Genomic DNA, 17,597 nt, shown 5'->3' with positions numbered 1-17,597 from the left:
CGCACCGGGCTCTGCCGTCGCGCCTGCCTGGGCGCGCGCTGCCACGTTTCGTCGGGCGCGCGCAAGGCCGTACAGCCGGAAGGGCACCTGAACGGGTCCGCCACCGGGGGGCGCCATGCTGTATAACCTGCTGTATCCCCTCAGTTCCGAATTCACGGTCCTCAACGTCTTCCGCTACATCACCTTCCGGTCGGTGTGGGCGTTGCTGACGGCGCTGCTGCTGTCCATCCTCATGGGGCCGCGCTTCATCGCGTGGCTGCAACGCATCAAGTGCGGCCAGCACATCCACGAGGACGTCACCTGCCACATGCAGAAGGCGGGCACCCCCACCATGGGCGGCCTGCTCATCGCCTTCTGCCTGACGTGCAGCGTGCTGCTGTGGGCAGACCTGACCAACAAGTACGTCTGGCTGACCATGCTCATCTTTCTGGGCTTCGGCCTGGTGGGCTTTCTGGACGACTACATCAAGATCCGCCGCCGCAACAACAAGGGGCTGTCCGCCCGCGCCAAGTTTCTTGGGCAGGTGATTGTGGCGGCCGTGGCCATGTACATGGTGGTCAGCGAGCCGGTGTACTCCACCCGGCTGGCCTTTCCGTTCTTCAAGGGCCTCGCGCCCGATCTCGGCTGGCTGTACATCCCCTTCGCCGTGACGGTGATGGTGGGTTCTTCCAACGGGGTGAACCTTACCGACGGGCTGGACGGCCTGGCCATCGGCCCCACCATCATCGCGGGCATGGTCTTTGCCGTGTTCATCTACGTGGCGGGCAACGTGCAGATGGCCAACTACCTGCAAGTGCCCAACGTGCCCGGCGTGGGCGAGGTCACCGTGTTCTGCGGGGCGCTGGTGGGCGCAAGCCTGGGCTTTCTGTGGTTCAACGCCTACCCGGCCCAGGTGTTCATGGGCGACGTGGGCTCGCTGGCCCTTGGTGGCGCGCTGGGCTTCCTGGCCGTGCTGTGCAAGCAGGAACTGTTGCTGCTCGTCGTGGGCGGGCTGTTCGTGGTGGAAACCCTGTCGGTGATCCTGCAGGTGGGCTACTTCAAGTTCACGGGGGGCAAGCGCATCTTTCGCATGGCCCCGCTGCATCACCACTTCGAATTGCAGGGCATTCCCGAGTCGAAGATCATCATCAGGTTCTGGATCATGTCGGCGCTGCTTGGCCTGATGGCGCTGTCTGTCCTGAAGTTGCGCTAGGACGCTGGCTCCGAATTGTCTTTTCGTCCGCTGGCGGCGTCAAACTGCGCCAGCCATTACGGTCGAATACCATAAGAGTATACTCCCTCATGGCGGGCTTGTTTTCCTTGCCAGCGAACGAAAATCCTGCTTCGGAAGCAGCGCCCTGAGGACGGAAGGATACGGCAATGACCTGCGACAAGCACACGGCGCAAACCATCGGCAAGGGCGACCTTGTGGTGGTCGTGGGCGCGGGCCGCTCCGGCATGGCTGCCGCGCGGCTGCTGCACCGCATGGGGGCGCGCGTGCGCCTGCTGGAACGCAACGCCGACGGGGTGCCCGCCGACTTCGTGCGCTGGGCCGCCGAAGCCGGGGTGGAAATCGCCACCGGCGACCATGTGCCGACACAGTTCGAAGGCGCCCGGGCCGTGGTGCCCAGCCCCGGCATGGCCGTGGCGAAGCTGCGCCCGCTGTTGCCGCAGGGGCCGGACGCTCCGGAAATCATGGCCGAAATGGAGCTTGCCTGGCGGCAACTGGACGGCGAGCCGGTACTGGCCGTCACCGGAACCAGCGGCAAGACCACCACGGTTTCGCTGTGCGCCGCCATGCTGCGCGCGCAGGGGCTTTCCGTGTTCCTCGGCGGCAACATCGGCACCCCCCTCAGCGAGTACGTGTTGTCCGTAGCGCATGGTGGGGCGGACGGGCAGGGCAGGGCCGACGTGCTGGTCATCGAGATTTCCAGCTTCCAGTTGCAGGCCTGCACCACCTTTCGCCCGCGCGTGGCCATGCTGCTGAACATCAGCGAGAACCACCTCGATTACCACGCCGACATGGCGGAATACATCGACGCCAAGTTCCGGCTGTTCCGCTGCATGGAGGAAGGTGACCTGGCCATCTTCGGCCAGGGAGTGCGCGACCTTGTTGCCGCGCGTGACCTGAAGCCCCGCACGCTGTTCTTCGACGCGGCGGCCCGGCGCTTTCCGCGCACCAGCCTGCTGGGCGGGCACAACCAGGCCAACATCGAGGCCGCGTGGCAGGCCTGCCGCGAGTTCGGCGTGACGCCGGAGGCGGCGGAAAAGGCCGTGGCGGACTTCGCCCCCATGGAGCACCGGCTGGAGGCAGTGGCCGAACGCAACGGCGTGCTGTGGGTGAATGATTCCAAGTGCACCACGGTGGAAGCCCTGCGCGTGGCCCTGCAAGCCTTTGACCGGCCCGTGGTGCTGATGGTGGGCGGCAAGTTCAAGGGGGGCGACCTTGCGTCCCTGCTGCCGCTGCTGTGCGGGCGGGTGCGGGCCGTGGTGGGGTTTGGCGCCAGCCGCGAACATTTCGAGGGGGCCTGGATGGGGCAGGGCGATTTTCCCATGTCCTGGCATCCCGCGCTGGAACCCGCCGTAGCCGAGGCCGCCGCGCTGGCAAGGCCGGGTGACGCCGTGGTGATGGCCCCGGCCACCTCCAGTTTCGACCTTTTCGCCAACTACAAGGAGCGCGGCCACGCCTTCCGCCGCGCGGTGGAGGCCCTGCCATGAGGTTCGGCGCGCAAGCGGATGCCCATCCTTCCGCCGCACTGGCGGACCTGCGGCACGGCGGCAGCTTCGGCGGCATTGCCCACGGCGACCACGGCCCGCAGAACGGCGTGGACTGGTGGCTGTTCGCCATCGCGCTGACCCTGCTGGGCATCGGCCTGCTGATGGTGCTGTCCGCCAGCGGCATCGTGGCCGAGCGCTTCAACGCGGACAAGTACTACTTTTTCAAGCGCCAGCTGATCTTTGCCTGCGTGGGCGGCGTGGCCATGTTCACCGCGGCGCTGATGCCGCGCAACCTGCTGTACCGCCTGCAATACCCCATTCTGTTCGGGGTGCTGATCATGCTCATCCTGGTGCTGACCCCGCTGGGCAACAAGGTCAACGGCGCGCGCCGGTGGATCCAGGTGGGGCCGGTGGCCGTGCAGCCCATGGAGTTCACCAAGATCGCCCTGGCCCTGTACCTGGCCTACTTCATGAGCACCAAGCAGGACATCATCAAGACCTTCAGCCGGGGGGTCATACCGCCCTTCGCGGTGACGGGCGTGTTCTGCGCGCTGCTGCTGCGCCAGCCCGACTTCGGCGGGGCGGCGGTGCTGGCCATGATCCTGTTCTTCATGTGCCTGGTGGGCGGCACGCGGTTCTTCTACCTGGCCGTGTCCGGCGCTGCGGCGGTGGCCGGGGCCGTCATGCTGGTGGTGCATTCGCCGTACCGTTTCCGCCGGTTCACCGCCTTTCTCGATCCCTTCGCCGATGCGCAGGATTCCGGCTACCAGCTGGTGCAGTCGCTGTTCGCGCTGGGGTCGGGCGGCATCACCGGCGTGGGCATAGGCGCCAGCCGCCAGAAGCTGTTCTACCTGCCGGAAGCGCACAACGACTTCATCATCGCCGTGCTGGGCGAGGAACTGGGCTTCATCGGCATGTCGCTGGTCTTCGTGCTGATGGGCATGCTGTTCTGGCGCAGCTTTCGCATCGCCGCCCGGCAGGAAGACCTGCGCGACCGGTTCACCGCCTTCGGGGTGACCCTGGTGCTGCTGCTGGGCGCCGTGCTGAACATGGCGGTGGTCATGGGCGTGGCGCCTCCCAAGGGCGTGCCCATGCCCTTCCTGAGCTACGGGGGCAGCAGCCTGCTGACCACCCTGACCTGCGTGGGGCTGTTGCTGAACTATTCGCGGACGGCACGCTGACGGCGTGCCTTCGCACGTTTTCGCCACCGTTCAAGATACCGGAGGAAACACCATGCGCCGCGTCATCCTCACCACTGGCGGAACCGGGGGGCACATCTTCCCGGCGTTGGCCGTGGCAGAGGAGATCACCCGCCGCTATCCCAAGGCCCGCATCCTGTTCCTGGGCGGACAGTACGGGCCGGAAGCCGACCTTGCGGCCCGCGCCGGGCTTGAGTACGTGGGCCTGCCGGTGCGCGGGGTGATGGGACGCGGCCTGCGCGCGCTGGCCGCCGCCGGGGCCATGGGCCTTGGCGTGTGGCGCGCTGTTTCCGTGGTGCGCCGGTTCGACCCGGACATCGCCGTGGGCTTCGGCGGTTATGCCGCCTTTGCTGGCGTGCTGGCCGCCCGGCTGTGCGGCAGGCCCGCCGCCATCCACGAGCAGAATGCCATTCCCGGGCTGACCAACCGCCTGCTGGGCCACGTGGTGCAGCGGGTGTTCCTGTCCCTGCCGGATACCACAGGGGTGTTCCCCGCGCGGCGTTGTGTGCCCACCGGCAACCCGGTGCGCGCGGCCATCGTCGCGGCGGGCGCCGCTGGCGCCGCCGACGCGGCGGAGAAGGGCGGCGTTTCGCGTTCCGCCCATTCGCGTCGCCTGTTGGTTATGGGCGGCAGCCTTGGCGCACGGGCCATCAACGAGGCCGTGGTGGCCGCGCTGCCCGCCCTGCGCGATGCCGGGGTGGAACTGTGGCACCAGACCGGCGTGGCCGACTGGGAGCGGGTGCGCGCGGGCTACAAGCAGGCCGGAATTTCCGAGGCCCGCGTCGAGGCGTTCATCGACGACGTGGCCAGCGCCTACACCTGGGCAGACCTTGTGCTGTGCCGTGCCGGGGCCACCTCCGTGGCCGAGCTGGCCGTGGCGGGCAAGCCTTCGGTGCTGGTGCCGTTTCCCTTCGCCACCCACAACCACCAGTTGCACAACGCCCGGCACGTTGCCGACGCCGGGGCCGCGCTGGTGGTGGAGCAGAAGGACGTTGCCCCCGGTGCTGACGGCAGGCCCGCCGTGGCGCCCGTGTCATTGGACCGCGTGCTGGTGGAACTGCTGGCCGACCGCGAGCGCCTGGCCGACATGGGCCGCGCCGCCCGCGCCATGGGCAGGCCGCAGGCCGCCGCCGCCGTGGTGGACGGCATGGAAGCGATTCTCGCGGGGCGCGGGAAGTAAGTTGGATTTATTTGTGTGATTCCGGCGGGAGCTGAGATTTTTTGTTTGCCTCCGGCGGGCAAGGGGCTTCGCCCCCTGCACCCCCGTTATGAAAAAGTATTTTGTTTGGTGCGCACCACGCATCAGTGATGCAGCAGAGAACAACGTAAGACAGCCCCACTGAAATGGGGGTGCAGGGGGCGAAGCCGCGTTGCGATCGCCATCCGTAAGACTCGAAGGCTCGTCTAACGGCTGCCGTCCTTGCCCGACGGAGGCGTAAAAAAACAGAACCTGCCTCCACCAGCGACAGCAATACAGAGAAATGCGAAGTAAAAGCTATGAATAACAATAAGATAAAAAAAATACACATGGTCGGCATCGGCGGCTCGGGCATGAGCGGCATTGCCGAGGTGCTGCTGAACCTGGGCTACGAGGTGTGCGGTTCGGACATGTCCGACGGCACGGTGGTGCGCCGCCTGCGCAAGCTGGGCGCCGAGATCTACATCGGCCACGGCGAGGGCAATCTGACCGACGCGCAGGTGCTGGTGAAGTCCACGGCCATCGGCGACGAGAACCCCGAGGTGGCGGCGGCGCGCAAGCGGGGCATCCCCATCATTCCGCGCGCCGAGATGCTGGCGGAGCTGATGCGCCTGCGCACGGGCATCGCCATCGCGGGCACGCACGGCAAGACCACCACCACCTCGCTGGCTGCGGCCATCTTCGACGAGGCGGGCACCGACCCCACGGTAATCATCGGCGGGCGGCTGAACGCTTACGGCGCCAACGCGCGCCTGGGTGACGGCGCCTACCTGATCGCCGAGGCGGACGAATCGGACGGCTCGTTCCTGTGCCTGTTCCCCATCGTCACCGTGGTCACCAACGTGGACATGGACCACATGGACCACTACCCCTCGCAGCAGGCCATCGACGACGCCTTCGTGGATTTCATGAACAAGGTGCCGTTCTACGGCATGAACGTGGTCTGCGGCGACGACCCCGGCGTGCGCCGTCTGCTGCCCCGCGTGAAGCGCCCGGTGGTCACCTACGGCTTCGGCGAGGGCAACGCCATCCGGGCAGAAGTGCTGGCCTGCGCGGATACCAGCCTGTTCAACGTCATCGTCAACGGCGACGACATAGGCCAGGTGCGCCTGGTCCAGCCGGGCCGCCACAACATCCTGAACGCCCTGGCCGCCATCGGCGTGGCTCTGGAATGCGACATCGCGCCCGAGAAGATCGTGGCGGGCCTTGCCAAGTTCGGCGGGGTGGGGCGGCGCTTCGAACGCAAGGGCGAACGCGACGGCGTGCTGGTGGTGGACGACTACGGCCACCACCCGGCGGAAATCGCGGCAACGCTTGCCACGGCGCGCCAGTGCTTTCCGCACCGGCGGCTGGTGGTGGTGTTCCAGCCGCACCGGTTCAGCCGCACCCAGGCCCTGTTCGGGGAATTCTGCAAGGTGTTCGACGGGGTGGACAAGCTGCTGCTGACGGAAATCTACCCCGCGTCGGAAAAGCCCATCCCCGGCGTGAGCGGGCAAAGCCTTGCCCAGGGCATCCGCCAAGTTTCCAAAACCGACGTGACCTACCACCAGGATTTCGATTCCGTGCTGGCGGCGCTGCCGGAAGTGCTGCAACCCGGCGATCTGCTGCTGACGCTGGGCGCCGGCAACGTGACCACCATCGGCCCCCGCTACCTGGAAAGGGAATAGCATGCTCAAGGTTCTCGACGGCCCCGTGCTTGCGCACCGCACCACGCTCCGCCTTGGCGGCAGGGCGTTGGCGGAGGTGCGCGCGGCAGGGCCGCGGGATCTGGACGAGCTGCCCGGTGCGCTGGCCCGCCTTGGCGGAGAGCCGCGCATGCTGGGCTGCGGCAGCAACATCCTTGCCGATGACGGCGAACTGCCCGTGGTGGTGGTGGCGCTGGACAGCGGCGGCCCCTTCGATACCGCTCCGGAAGTGACCGGTGAAACGGAAGACGGTCGCGTGCTGGTGCGCGTGGGTGCGGCGCAACGGCTGCCGCGCCTTGTGTCGCGCCTGTCCGCGTGGGGGCTGTGCGGCATGGAGGGGCTGGCGGGCATACCCGGCGCCGTGGGCGGCGCGGTGGCCATGAACGCCGGATCCTACGGATGCGAGTGCGGCGCTGCGCTGCATGCCGTTTCCGTGTTCTCGCCCGCGCTGGGTCATGTGACGCTTGGCCGCGACAGGTTCCGGTACGGTTACCGGCATTTCGAGGTGCTGGACGAGGCTGGCGCGCCGCTGGGCGGCTGGTATCTGGTCACCGCCGCCATCTTCGCGCTGTCGCGGTGCGACAGCGCCGTGGTGCATGCCGCCATGCGCGGCAACTACCTGAAGAAGAAGGCGACGCAACCGGTACTGTCCCACAGTGCGGGTTGCGTGTTCCGCAATCCGTCGCCACTGAACCCTGCTGGCAAGTTGCTGGACGCGGCAGGGCTTAAGGGGTACCGCATAGGGGATATGGCATTTTCCACGATGCATGCGAACTTCATGGTCAATGAAGGCCATGGCGTTGCAAAAGATGCTTTCAGTTTATTACAGTATGCAAAAGTTGCCGTGAGTGAACGTTTTGGAGTTGACCTTGAGCTTGAAGTGAAGGTCTGGTCATGGCGATAGCGTTGTCACGCGGAAAGAAAGGCGTGAAGAACGCGTACAGCAGGAAAAGCGTGAAGCCTCAGAAGGTCACGACTAGTTCCGGTCGCGGGCTGCTGCATTTCGTCAAGTGGATATTCACCATGGTTCTTTCTGTCGTGCTGCTTGTCGGTATAAGCGTAGGCTTGTTGTACATCTACAGGTACACGACGAGATCTGAATATTTTGCAGTCAAAACTATTGAAGTCTCCGGCAATTTGAGGTTAAGACAGGAGGAAATCCTGGGGTTGGCGGGCATTGCCCCCGGCACGAACAGTCTTGCGGTGAACATCGCGGACATGGAGTCCGGGCTGCTGCGCAATCCGTGGATTACGGAAGTATCCGTAAAAAGGTTGCTTCCTGACGGATTTGCGATAAAAGTCGCTGAACGGGAACCGAAGTTCTGGGTACAGCGCGGCGCGGAGCTGCTCTACGCTGACGAACACGGCAACATCATCGCCCCTGTGGGGGCGGGCCGGTTCACCTCGCTGCCCACGCTGGAAGTAGAAGCAGGGGCGGAGGACGCGCTGGAGCGGCTGCCCGAGATAACCGGCGATCTGAAGCGGGCCAGGCTGCCCGTGGACATCGCCCTGGTTTCGTGGGTGCGCCTCAGCCCCGGCAAGGGCGTGGAACTGTATCTGGAAAACAGTGACCTGCGGCTCAGCATCGCGCTGGAAGACTGGCGCGGCAACCTCGACAGGCTGGGTAAGGTGCTCGACGACCTTGCCCGTCGGGGAGAACTGAAGCAGGTGCGTGAGGTAAAGGCGGGGGGCGTCAACGTCTGGGTACAGAAGGACGCCGCCCTCGGCGGCTGACCCGGCAGTGCGAAACCGCACGGGCAGCCCCCTGGCACCCGTTCGGCATCGCGTAAACAGGAGTAGCAGATGCCCAAGTCGGATCTGATTGTCGGCCTTGATATCGGTACCACGAAAATCTGCGCGGTCGTGGGTGAAGCCACGCCCGACGGGGTCGATATCGTCGGCATCGGCACCAGTCCCTCCACCGGCCTGCGCAAGGGCGTGGTGGTCAACATCGAGCAGACCGTCCAGTCCATCAAGAAAGCTCTCGAAGAAGCCGAGCTGATGGCCGGCTGCGAAATCCGTTCGGTCTATGCGGGTATCGCGGGCAGCCACATCAAGGGCTTCAACAGTCATGGCGTCATCGCCGTCAAGGGCGGCGAGGTGGGCCCCAAAGACGTGGAACGCGCGCTTGACGCGGCGAAAGCCGTGGCCATTCCGCTGGACCGCGAAGTCATCCACATCCTTCCTCAGGAATACATCGTGGATGACCAGCGCGGCATTGCCGACCCGCTCGGCATGGCGGGCGTGCGGCTGGAGGTCAAGGTGCACATCGTCACGGGCGCCGTGACGTCCGCCCAGAACATCGTGCGTTCCTGCCACAGGAGCGGGCTCGACGTGTCGGACATCGTGCTCGAGGCGCTGGCCTCCAGCAAGGCCGTGCTGACCGAGGAAGAGAGGGAGATTGGCGTCGCCCTCGTCGACCTTGGCGGCGGTACCACCGACATCGCCGTGTTCTCCAACGATTCCATCAAGCACACGGGCGTGCTTGCGCTGGGCGGACAGAACCTGACCAACGACATCGCGTTCGGGTTGCGCACCCCCATGGTTTCGGCAGAAAAGATCAAGGTCAAGTACGGCTGCGCCATGGCCGACCTTGTGCGCAACGACGACCTCATCGAGGTGCCGAGCGTGGGCGGGCGCGATCCGCGCCGCCTGTCGCGCCAGGTGCTTGCCGAAATCTGCGAACCCCGCATGGAGGAGATCCTGTCGCTGGTGGATCAGGAACTCGTCCGCTCCGGCTTCAAGAACACGATCGGAGCGGGCGTGGTGCTGACTGGCGGCACGGCCCTCATCGACGGGTGCCAGGAACTTGGCGAGCAGATTTTCAACATGCCTACCCGCATCGGCTACCCCCGGAATGTGGGCGGGCTGCGTGACGTGGTGAACAGCCCGAAGTTCGCCACCGCCGTGGGGCTTTTGCGCTACGGCGCCGAAAAGGAGGGCCTTGAACTCAAGTTCCGCATTCGCGACGGAAACGTGTTCAACCGCGTGCTGTCGCGCATGCGCAAATGGTTCTCCGACATCTCGTAAACCGTGGGTCCAACGGAATAGTCATTCGGACAAGGAGAGGCGTATGGAATTTCACGAGATCGATGCCGAAAGTACTGCGAAGATCAAAGTCATCGGCGTCGGCGGCGGTGGCGGCAACGCGGTCCAGAACATGATATCCTCCGCGCTGAAGGGCGTTACCTTCATCGCGGCAAACACCGATATCCAGGCCCTCAGCCGGTCTTCCGCCGAACTCAAGATCCAGCTCGGCGACAAGCTGACCAAGGGCCTTGGCGCGGGCGCCAACCCCGGCATCGGTCGCGATGCCGCCCTTGAAAGCATGAGCGCCATCAAGGACGCCATCGGCGAGGCCGACATGGTTTTCGTCACTGCGGGCATGGGCGGCGGCACCGGCACAGGCGCGGCCCCCGTCATCGCGCAGGCGGCCAAGGAACTTGGCGCGCTGACCGTGGGCGTGGTCACCAAGCCGTTCTTCTTCGAAGGCAAGAAGCGCCTTGAAGCGGCGGAAGTGGGCATCTCCGAATTCCGCGAGCATGTGGACAGCCTGATCACCATTCCCAACGACCGCCTGCTGTCCCTGGCCCCCAAGAAGGCCACCTTCGTGGAAATGCTGAAGAAGGCCGACGAAGTGCTGTACTTTGCGGTGAAGGGCATTTCCGACCTGATCATGGTGCCCGGCCTCATCAACCTCGACTTCGCGGACGTGAAGGCGGTGATGGGCGAATCGGGTCTGGCCATGATGGGCGCGGGCATCGCCCGGGGCGAATCGCGCGCCCGCGAGGCCGCCATGAAGGCCATCACCAGCCCGCTGCTGGAAGACGTGTCCATCGACGGCGCGCGCGGCGTGCTCATGAACATTACCTGCGGGCCCGACCTGACCATCGACGAAGTCAGCGAAGCCGCCGGGATCATCCAGGAAGCCGCGCATGAAGACGCGCGCATCTTCTTCGGCACCGTGTTCGACGACACGGCGGGCGAGGAAATGCGCATCACCGTCATCGCCACCGGCATCGACGCCGACATGGTGGGCGTTGAAGGCCCGGGCAAGTCCGGCACCGTCACCCCGTTCCGCAAGGGCGGCTCCATGGGCCAGGCCCAGCCCGCTCCCCGTTCCGCCGTGCAGCCGCGCGCCGAACAGGTGCAGCAGGCCAAGCCCGCTCCCCAGTCCGTGCAGCCGCGCGGCCTTGGCGGTTTTTCCGACGACGACCGCAACATTCCCGCCTACCTGCGCAAGCAGGGCCAGGTGCAGGCCACGGTGAACCGCATCAACACCCACGCCCCCGGCGAAGAAGACTTCATCTTCGACGAGGACGAGTTCGAGATTCCGTCCTTCATTCGCAAGCAGGCGGACTAGCGGACGGAAGACAGGCCGCACTTCCTTCCTGCCCATGCGGCAGGGACGGATGCGGCACCGGCCCTGCGGAACCGGCGTACAACCGGGGGGGTACACCGCAGGCGCTGGCTTGCTGCGCGCCATGTGCGCACGATAGACCCCGCGCCAGGGACGAAGAAGACGCCTCTCCATCCCGGCACGGTTTACGGGAGGGCCGCCCCCAACGGGGCGGCCTTTTCTCGTTTGCAGGGCTGGATTTTTCTGCGGCAGTGGTTACGCTGTATGCCGTGCGTGACTGCACGCTGCCAGCGTGCTTGCCGTAAAGATGGCGGGGGAAGCCCGAAGCGTGCGCGTGCACGATGGGGCGGCCTTCCGGCCGTAGGGACGGCCCGGCAAGACGTATTTTCGATCAGCCCGATCAGGCCGACTTTCCTGATCCGGCCTGCGCGTGCAGATGCACGGGCGATCGACGGAGGGCGTGGTCCGCAAAGGAGACAACCATGTTGACGTTGCGTCGTTACGGGGTGGGGGTCATCCCCTCTGGTCCACGGTATCTGCTGTTCCTGCCGCTGCTTCTGCTGGCGCTGCTGGCGAGTGCCTGCGCGCCCCTTACCCGGGGTGTGAGCGGCAAGGATGTTGTGTCGTCATCGCGCCCGCCCGTGGTGGTGCGCCCGGCAGCCGGGCTCGACCTGCTGGGCAGCGGCGCCGCTTCCCCCATGCTGGATACGGAGCTGGGACTGCGCCATGCCGACGTGGGCTGGGCTTTTTACGCCGATGCTGCGCGCGAACGGCAACTGGCCGTCGTACTGGCTGAAACGCCTGACGGCTGGCAGTGGGAACTGGATGTTTCCAGCCCTTGGCGAGAGGTGCGGCGCGACGTGTACGCCACCGGGCCCGCCCTTTTCGCCGGGGCGACCTTCCTGATGCCCGCATCCGCCGATCCGTTCGCCCTCATGTTGCCCGCGCCGCCCGCGCAGCATGCCGACGAGGGCCAGTGGCGCTGGCTGGTGCGGCGCTACACGCAGTTGTTCGACTTCCGGGCGGTGAAGCTGGTGGTGGAATACCGCGAGCCCATACCCGCCGGGGTCGGAGAACAACTGGCCGACGCCCTGGACGCCGGGCAGCAGCCTGGCGGACGCGCGGCGGCCCTGCTGGGCGAGTTCGAGGCGCGGTCGCGCGCGGCGTTCTCCGTGCTGGCCTACCCGGAGGGCGGGCTGGCGGCGGAAGGATTCGCGCATGACTCCAGCCGGGTGCACGTGCGCAACCTGGCTGGCATGGCCGGGCGCATGGAGCCCATTCGCAATCTGCCCAGCGACGACAAGTAGCGCAGGCCGTCCGCCGGTGCGCGGGCGTCCGACGTAGTTGCCCGGTCAGCGTGTTTGATGCCCGGACAGGGCTGGCTTGGTGCCCGATCCGCCCAATCAGCCCTGTCCGCCCACTCCGGTGGACTGACGGTGACTGCGTTTCCGTGATCGTACGCCTTTTCGTTTGGCACACCGCACGCAACAGTCCGTGCGGTACGCATCCCGCACAACCACCAGGTGACCCATGCCCAAGCTGATCGCCCTTGCCCTTGTCCTGCTGCTTGCCGGTTTCGTCTACGCGTTCATGCACCGCAACCCGGTCCGGCGGGGCCTTGCAGGTGACATGCTGGCCTCTTCGGCACGGCCCGCACTGCTGGTGCGTCCGGCATCCGGACTGGTTCCCGCAGGGGCGGGCGTGGTGGACATTGCGCCGGATACGGCCAGCGCCACCGGCTCGGCCAGGGTGTACCACGCCCTGCACGCCAGCCCCGGCCGTGGCGGGGGCGGCGGCGCTCCGGTCCGTCTGGCGGCCCTGCTGGCTGAAGCCTCCAGCGAATACCGCTGGCCGCTCGATGTGACGCCGGAGCCTGGCGTGGCAGTGGTCGAGGCGCGCACCGCCACCGGCCAGTTGGCGGGCATGAACGTGCACGCCGCCACGTTCGCGCTGCCCCCGGACAGGGACGCGCTGGCCCCGGCCTTTGGCGACGACCCGGCGCCGTGGCGTTCCGGCGCGCTGGTGCGCAGGTTTACCGCACTTGCGGAGATGCGCCACGTGAAGCTGGTGGTGGAGTATCGGGAGCCGCTGGTAACGGCGGGGGGAACGACCGCAGAGGGCGCGCCCCGTTTCGGTCGCCCGGCGGTGCTGGACGACCCGGCTGCGCTGGCAGCCTTCGAGGCGCGGGCTGAACAGGCCTTCCGCCTGGAACGGCCCGACGGCGACTGGGCCAAGGGCAAGGACATCGTCAAACCGGAAGCCGCGCCGGAACAGGTGAAGCGCCGCGAGATAACCCGTATGCTCGGCATTCTGGAGCGCGACCGGGGCGACGACCGCTGAGGGCTGGGGGCAGGCCCCCCGCCACGTCTCCGCCTTGTTCGCGCCTTGTTCGACGCACATGACAAGGGCGCCCGTGCCGCTTCCGGCATGGGCGCCCTTGTCATGTGTGGTGGTTGCCGCGTGCGGGCGGGGCAATCCCGAACCGCTTTGCACCCCTGCAAATCAGCCGTTGCGCAACGCGCGGACCAGGTTTTCCAGTTCCTGGGTCTGCTGGGCCAGCTCGCCGATGGCCTGCGCCGAGTGCTGCATGGCCTGCGACGTCTCGCTGGAAATGCGGTTGATGTCCTCTATGGAGCGGTTGATCTCGTCGCTGGCCGTGGACTGCTGCGACGATGCCGTGGCGATGGCGTTGACCTGGTCCGCCGCCACCTGCACCAGGTTGACGATTTCGCCAAGGACCGTGCCCGATTCGCCGGACAGGGTCGTGGCCTCGCCGATGGTGTCCACCGCCCCGTCCACGCTCTGCATGCTGGTGCGCGCGCTGTCCTGAATGGCCCGGATGGAGTCGCCCACTTCCTTGGTGGCGTTCATGGTCTTTTCGGCCAGTTTGCGCACCTCGTCGGCAACGACGGCGAATCCGCGTCCGGCGTCACCGGCGCGGGCCGCCTCGATGGCGGCGTTCAGCGCCAGCAGGTTGGTCTGGTCGGCGATGTCGGTGATCACGTTCATGATCTGGCCGATGGATTCGGCCTGGCTGCCCAGACGCCCCATGTCGTCCTTCAGGGCTTCCGCCTGACGGCGCACGGCGTTGATGGCGAGTACGGCCTTGTTGACCACCTGCGCGCCCGATTCGGCACGGGTGCGGGCGTTGCGGGCGTTGTCCGAGGCTTCGGTGGCGTTGCGGGCCACCTCCAGCACCGTGGCGTTCATTTCTTCCATGGCGGTGGCCGTTTCGCTCACGCGGCGGGTCTGCTCCTCTGCTCCCCGGCTGGCCTGCTCGACCTGGGCCGCAAGCTCGGTGGACGAACTGGAAAGCTGTTCCATGACCACTTCCAGGCGGGATACGGCGGACAGGATGGCTTCACCCTTGGCCTCCGCGTCCTTGCGGGCCACCTCTGCCTCGGCCATGGCCTTGCGGGCGCGCTCCGCCTCCTGTTCGGCCTCGCGCGACTTCTGCTCCGCTCCCTTCAGCGCAGCAACGATCTTGGTGACCATCTCGCCAAAGGAGCGGTGCAACGTCACCAGTTCACCGTGAAAGAGCGCGTCGGGCGGCAGCGGAGTGTCATAGGCGCCCCCGGCAATGCGTTCCGCCGAGGACGCCAGTTCGGTCACGGGGCGGGCGATCAGGCGTCCCATGTACAGGGCTATGGCGGCGGCCACCAGCGTGGCGCCAATGGTCAGGCCGTACATGACGTTGCGCGCGGTGGCGTAGGTGCGGTCGCCTTCGTCGCTGGCGGCGGCAGACTTGGCGTTGTTGGCCTCTATGGTCTTGCGGGCAGTGGCGATTATCTTCCGGTACAGCACCAGCATTTCCCCGCCCATCATGGTCAGGGCCTCTTCGTTCTTGTTGGCGCGCGAAAGTTGCAGAAAGCCTTCGTGCAACGAAAGATAGCGGTTCCAGTCGGCCTTCAGCAGCGCGTAGCTGTCCTGCTCCACGTGGGAGCGGGGCAACTTTTCATACTCGCGCATGGTCTTTTCGAAGGCATCAGTGATTTCCTTCATCTCGTCTTCTGCCGCGCGCATGGTTGCTGCATCGGTAGAGATGTTATGCTGGAATTGAAGCTGCCTGAACATGGCCACATACTGGATCATGCGGTTGGAATATCTGATGGATGGAATGAAAATGTCGTTCATTTCCGTGGAAATATTATTGACGGAAGACATCCTGTTTGCACCAAACAGGCTGATGAAAATCATGATGCAGATAATTGCAGCGAACGATATGGCAAGTTTGGAGAAGATACGCATCGCTCTGAACATGGACATCTTCATGCTCCTTGTGAAAATGTTTGCGTATGTTTCAGTGGTTATTATCTTTTGTGTTTCTGGATGGAAACATGGTTTTGAATGCTGTGGTGCGTGAGGTCATGCAGAATTTCATGTTTAATTTATATTTTTGGAAAAAAGCAACGATAATCACAACGCGTGCAAATATTGCTACCAGTTGCGGGCGCTGCAAAAGAACGGGATTGCGGGATGTTGTGGGGCCGGTTGGGCCGGGTACGGTGGTGCCGCGCCGCCGGGGCGGATGCAGGACGGGGCACGAGTTCGAGGGAGGAGAACTGGCGTCGGTGATTATGGACGCCGGATCAGGGCAGGGGGCTGCGAGGCAGGCTGTCTGGGGTGACAGGCTGCCTGCGGGGGGCAGGGGTGCCGAAGGGGTGCGGAGCGAGATGTGTGTTGACCGGAAGGAAGGGGGGCTGGGGGCGCAAGCGCTATTCGGCGCGCTTCACGTAGCAGACGATGCGGCCTTCGGCCACGGCCACGCCGGGCGCGGATTCGGAGGCGATGCGCACGAAGATGTTGCCGATGCGGTAGCCCTGCAACCGCACCTCGGCTTCTGCTATCAGGTCGGCGAAGGGCGCGGGCCGCAGGAAGTCCACGCGCATGTCCACGGTGGAGACCATGTCGTTGGGGCCGAAGTGGGTCCACAGGGCCACGTTGCCGCAAATGTCCGTCAGGGTGGAGATGACCCCGCCGTGCAGGGCTCCGCGCGACTTGTTGCCCGCGAATTCCTCGCGGAAGGGCAGGCGCAGCCGGGCGTAGCCGGTGCGCACCTCCTCCACCCGGATGCCCAGGTGGCGGTGCCAGTCCACGTGCTGTTCGACGAAGGGCACAAGGTCTTCATGGACGGTGCTCACGGAGCCTCCCGGAGTATTGCGTGCAAAAGGGGCGGGGAACATTGCCCCGCCCCTCTGTATAGCCGATGTATGTCGCGGGCGCCACTGGCGGACCCTGTAGTGCCTGTAGTCCCTGCGCTGCCGGTGCTGAGGTGGTGCCTGTCTGGGAGGTCAGGCAGGTCAGGCAGGTCGGGCAGGTCAGGCAGATCGGGCAGGTCGGGCCGTGGATTCGGCCTTGCGCGGGCATTCCGGCCCATGGTGTCCGCCCTGTTCTGCCCAACCGGTCCGGCTGGTCTGGCTGGCTGGTCTGGCTGGCTGGTCCGGCTGGCCGGGGTTGGGAGTCAGCGCCGTGCGGCCATGGCCTGCAGGCGGGCGATGCGTTCTTCCATGGGCGGGTGGGTGCTGAACAGGCTGGCCATGCTGGCCCCGCTGAACGGGTTCACGATGAACATGTGCGCGGTGGCCTGGCTGCCGTGCTGCATGGGCACCTTCTGCGACCACGCCTGCAACTTGGCCAGGGCGCCGGCCAGGTACAGCGGGTTGCCCGCAAGTCTGGCGCCCGTCTCGTCGGCCAGGTACTCGCGCGAGCGCGAAATGGCGAACTGGATCAGCGAGGCGGCGATGGGCGCCACGATGGCCATCAGAATTGCCACCAGCGGGCTGGTGCCGCCCTCTTCGTCGTCGCTGCGGCCAAAGCCGAAAATGGCCGCCCACTGCATCATGTTGGCGACGGACACGATGACCGAGGCCAGCACACCGGCCACGGTCTGCACCAGAATGTCGCGGTTGGCGATGTGCCCGATTTCGTGGGCCAGCACGCCCTTCAGTTCTTCCGGCGAGAGAATGCGCATGATGCCGTGGGTTACCGCAACCACGCCGTGGGCCGGGTCGCGCCCGGTGGCGAAGGCATTGGGGGCGTCTTCGGGAATGACGCACACGCGCGGCTTGGGAATGCCCGCGTGGGCCGCCAGTTCCTCGACCATGGCGTGCAGCATGGGGGCGTCTTGCGGGGACACTTCCTGCGCGCCGTACATGGAAAGGACGATCTTGTCGGAATACCAGTAGCTGCCGACGTTCATCACCAGGGCCAGGATCAGTGCGATCATGATGCCCGTCTTGCCGCCCATGGCCCCGCCAAGGACGATGATGATGCCCGAAAGAAGGGCAAGCAGCATGGCGGTCTTGATCTGACTGGTCACGGTCTGTGCTCCTTGCGTGGGGTATGCGCGGAGTGGCCGCGCGGTTGGTGTCGGGCGGATGGTGCGCACGCCCGGGCGTGCGTGTTCGCGGGTAAACGGGGCCGCGCGGTCGCGCGGCACGTCTTTCCGTCTGTCCGCC

General features: G+C 65.9%; 14 protein-coding genes. 11 read left to right on the top strand and 3 right to left on the bottom strand.

Translation table 11 applies throughout. From position 1 onward, the window contains the following. The first annotated feature begins 115 nt into the window (after nt 1-115). The 11 genes from mraY to K6142_RS16165 all read left to right on the top strand — a co-directional run bounded on the left by mraY (nt 116) and on the right by K6142_RS16165 (nt 13,479). Nucleotides 116-1,192, top strand: a complete 1,077-nt coding sequence (mraY, locus tag K6142_RS16215; protein WP_190243705.1) for a phospho-N-acetylmuramoyl-pentapeptide-transferase — start codon at nt 116-118, stop codon at nt 1,190-1,192. Between the two features lie 167 nt (nt 1,193-1,359). Continuing rightward, entirely contained in the window at nt 1,360-2,697 is a 1,338-nt protein-coding gene (murD, locus tag K6142_RS16210; protein WP_190243706.1) for a UDP-N-acetylmuramoyl-L-alanine--D-glutamate ligase, read from the top strand. Next, nucleotides 2,694-3,878, top strand: coding sequence for a putative lipid II flippase FtsW (ftsW, locus tag K6142_RS16205; RefSeq protein WP_190243707.1), 1,185 nt, complete (start codon nt 2,694-2,696; stop codon nt 3,876-3,878). Before murD ends, ftsW begins: the two co-directional genes overlap by 4 nt. Before the next feature lie 52 nt (nt 3,879-3,930). Then, nucleotides 3,931-5,076: an undecaprenyldiphospho-muramoylpentapeptide beta-N-acetylglucosaminyltransferase gene (gene murG / locus K6142_RS16200; RefSeq protein ID WP_190243708.1), complete on the top strand. Its 1,146-nt coding sequence runs from the start codon at nt 3,931-3,933 to the stop codon at nt 5,074-5,076. Between the two features lie 317 nt (nt 5,077-5,393). Beyond that, nucleotides 5,394-6,761 carry a UDP-N-acetylmuramate--L-alanine ligase gene (murC, locus tag K6142_RS16195; RefSeq protein WP_190243709.1) on the top strand — a complete coding sequence of 456 codons (1,368 nt, stop codon included), beginning with the start codon at nt 5,394-5,396 and terminating at the stop codon, nt 6,759-6,761. Nucleotide 6,762: 1 nt separating this feature from the next. Next, the gene (gene murB / locus K6142_RS16190; protein ID WP_190243710.1) at nt 6,763-7,683 is read left to right on the top strand and encodes a UDP-N-acetylmuramate dehydrogenase; all 921 of its coding nucleotides are present in this window, start codon (nt 6,763-6,765) and stop codon (nt 7,681-7,683) included. Continuing rightward, entirely contained in the window at nt 7,674-8,513 is an 840-nt protein-coding gene (locus K6142_RS16185; protein ID WP_190243711.1) for a cell division protein FtsQ/DivIB, read from the top strand. Before murB ends, K6142_RS16185 begins: the two co-directional genes overlap by 10 nt. Before the next feature lie 69 nt (nt 8,514-8,582). Beyond that, nucleotides 8,583-9,809 (top strand): cell division protein FtsA, encoded by a 1,227-nt coding sequence (gene ftsA, locus K6142_RS16180; protein WP_190243712.1) that lies wholly within the window; start codon nt 8,583-8,585, stop codon nt 9,807-9,809. A 43-nt stretch (nt 9,810-9,852) separates the two neighbouring features. Further along, a complete protein-coding gene (ftsZ, locus tag K6142_RS16175) occupies nt 9,853-11,142 on the top strand; it encodes a cell division protein FtsZ (protein ID WP_190243713.1) in 1,290 nt (429 codons plus the stop codon). Nucleotides 11,143-11,621: 479 nt separating this feature from the next. Further along, nucleotides 11,622-12,446 carry a DUF4851 domain-containing protein gene (locus tag K6142_RS16170; RefSeq protein WP_190243714.1) on the top strand — a complete coding sequence of 275 codons (825 nt, stop codon included), beginning with the start codon at nt 11,622-11,624 and terminating at the stop codon, nt 12,444-12,446. Nucleotides 12,447-12,669: 223 nt separating this feature from the next. Next, nucleotides 12,670-13,479 (top strand): DUF4851 domain-containing protein, encoded by an 810-nt coding sequence (locus K6142_RS16165; RefSeq protein ID WP_190243715.1) that lies wholly within the window; start codon nt 12,670-12,672, stop codon nt 13,477-13,479. A 162-nt stretch (nt 13,480-13,641) separates the two neighbouring features. Here the strand turns inward: K6142_RS16165 and K6142_RS16160 are convergent, their stop codons facing one another. The 3 genes from K6142_RS16160 to K6142_RS16150 all read right to left on the bottom strand — a co-directional run bounded on the left by K6142_RS16160 (nt 13,642) and on the right by K6142_RS16150 (nt 17,458). After that, entirely contained in the window at nt 13,642-15,336 is a 1,695-nt protein-coding gene (locus K6142_RS16160; protein ID WP_263284451.1) for a methyl-accepting chemotaxis protein, read from the bottom strand. Between the two features lie 518 nt (nt 15,337-15,854). Beyond that, nucleotides 15,855-16,280, bottom strand: coding sequence for a PaaI family thioesterase (locus tag K6142_RS16155; RefSeq protein ID WP_223290214.1), 426 nt, complete (start codon nt 16,278-16,280; stop codon nt 15,855-15,857). A 320-nt stretch (nt 16,281-16,600) separates the two neighbouring features. Next, nucleotides 16,601-17,458 carry a zinc metalloprotease HtpX gene (locus K6142_RS16150; RefSeq protein ID WP_190243718.1) on the bottom strand — a complete coding sequence of 286 codons (858 nt, stop codon included), beginning with the start codon at nt 17,456-17,458 and terminating at the stop codon, nt 16,601-16,603. Nucleotides 17,459-17,597 lie beyond the last annotated feature (139 nt).

The sequence above is a fragment of the Nitratidesulfovibrio sp. SRB-5 genome, assembly GCF_019931275.1.
GTDB lineage: Bacteria > Desulfobacterota > Desulfovibrionia > Desulfovibrionales > Desulfovibrionaceae > Cupidesulfovibrio.
The sequence above is the reverse complement of the archived record's forward strand: the minus strand, read 5'-3'. Positions and strand labels throughout refer to the sequence as shown.

Excerpts from the sequence above, each read along its gene's own strand:
- mraY (WP_190243705.1), top strand. The coding sequence starts at position 116 with ATGCTGTATAACCTGCTGTATCCCCTCAGTTCCGAATTCACGGTCCTC.
- murD (WP_190243706.1), top strand. The coding sequence starts at position 1,360 with ATGACCTGCGACAAGCACACGGCGCAAACCATCGGCAAGGGCGACCTT.
- ftsW (WP_190243707.1), top strand. The coding sequence starts at position 2,694 with ATGAGGTTCGGCGCGCAAGCGGATGCCCATCCTTCCGCCGCACTGGCG.
- murG (WP_190243708.1), top strand. The coding sequence starts at position 3,931 with ATGCGCCGCGTCATCCTCACCACTGGCGGAACCGGGGGGCACATCTTC.
- murC (WP_190243709.1), top strand. The coding sequence starts at position 5,394 with ATGAATAACAATAAGATAAAAAAAATACACATGGTCGGCATCGGCGGC.
- murB (WP_190243710.1), top strand. The coding sequence starts at position 6,763 with ATGCTCAAGGTTCTCGACGGCCCCGTGCTTGCGCACCGCACCACGCTC.
- K6142_RS16185 (WP_190243711.1), top strand. The coding sequence starts at position 7,674 with ATGGCGATAGCGTTGTCACGCGGAAAGAAAGGCGTGAAGAACGCGTAC.
- ftsA (WP_190243712.1), top strand. The coding sequence starts at position 8,583 with ATGCCCAAGTCGGATCTGATTGTCGGCCTTGATATCGGTACCACGAAA.
- ftsZ (WP_190243713.1), top strand. The coding sequence starts at position 9,853 with ATGGAATTTCACGAGATCGATGCCGAAAGTACTGCGAAGATCAAAGTC.
- K6142_RS16170 (WP_190243714.1), top strand. The coding sequence starts at position 11,622 with ATGTTGACGTTGCGTCGTTACGGGGTGGGGGTCATCCCCTCTGGTCCA.
- K6142_RS16165 (WP_190243715.1), top strand. The coding sequence starts at position 12,670 with ATGCCCAAGCTGATCGCCCTTGCCCTTGTCCTGCTGCTTGCCGGTTTC.
- K6142_RS16160 (WP_263284451.1), bottom strand. The coding sequence starts at position 15,336 with ATGATTTTCATCAGCCTGTTTGGTGCAAACAGGATGTCTTCCGTCAAT.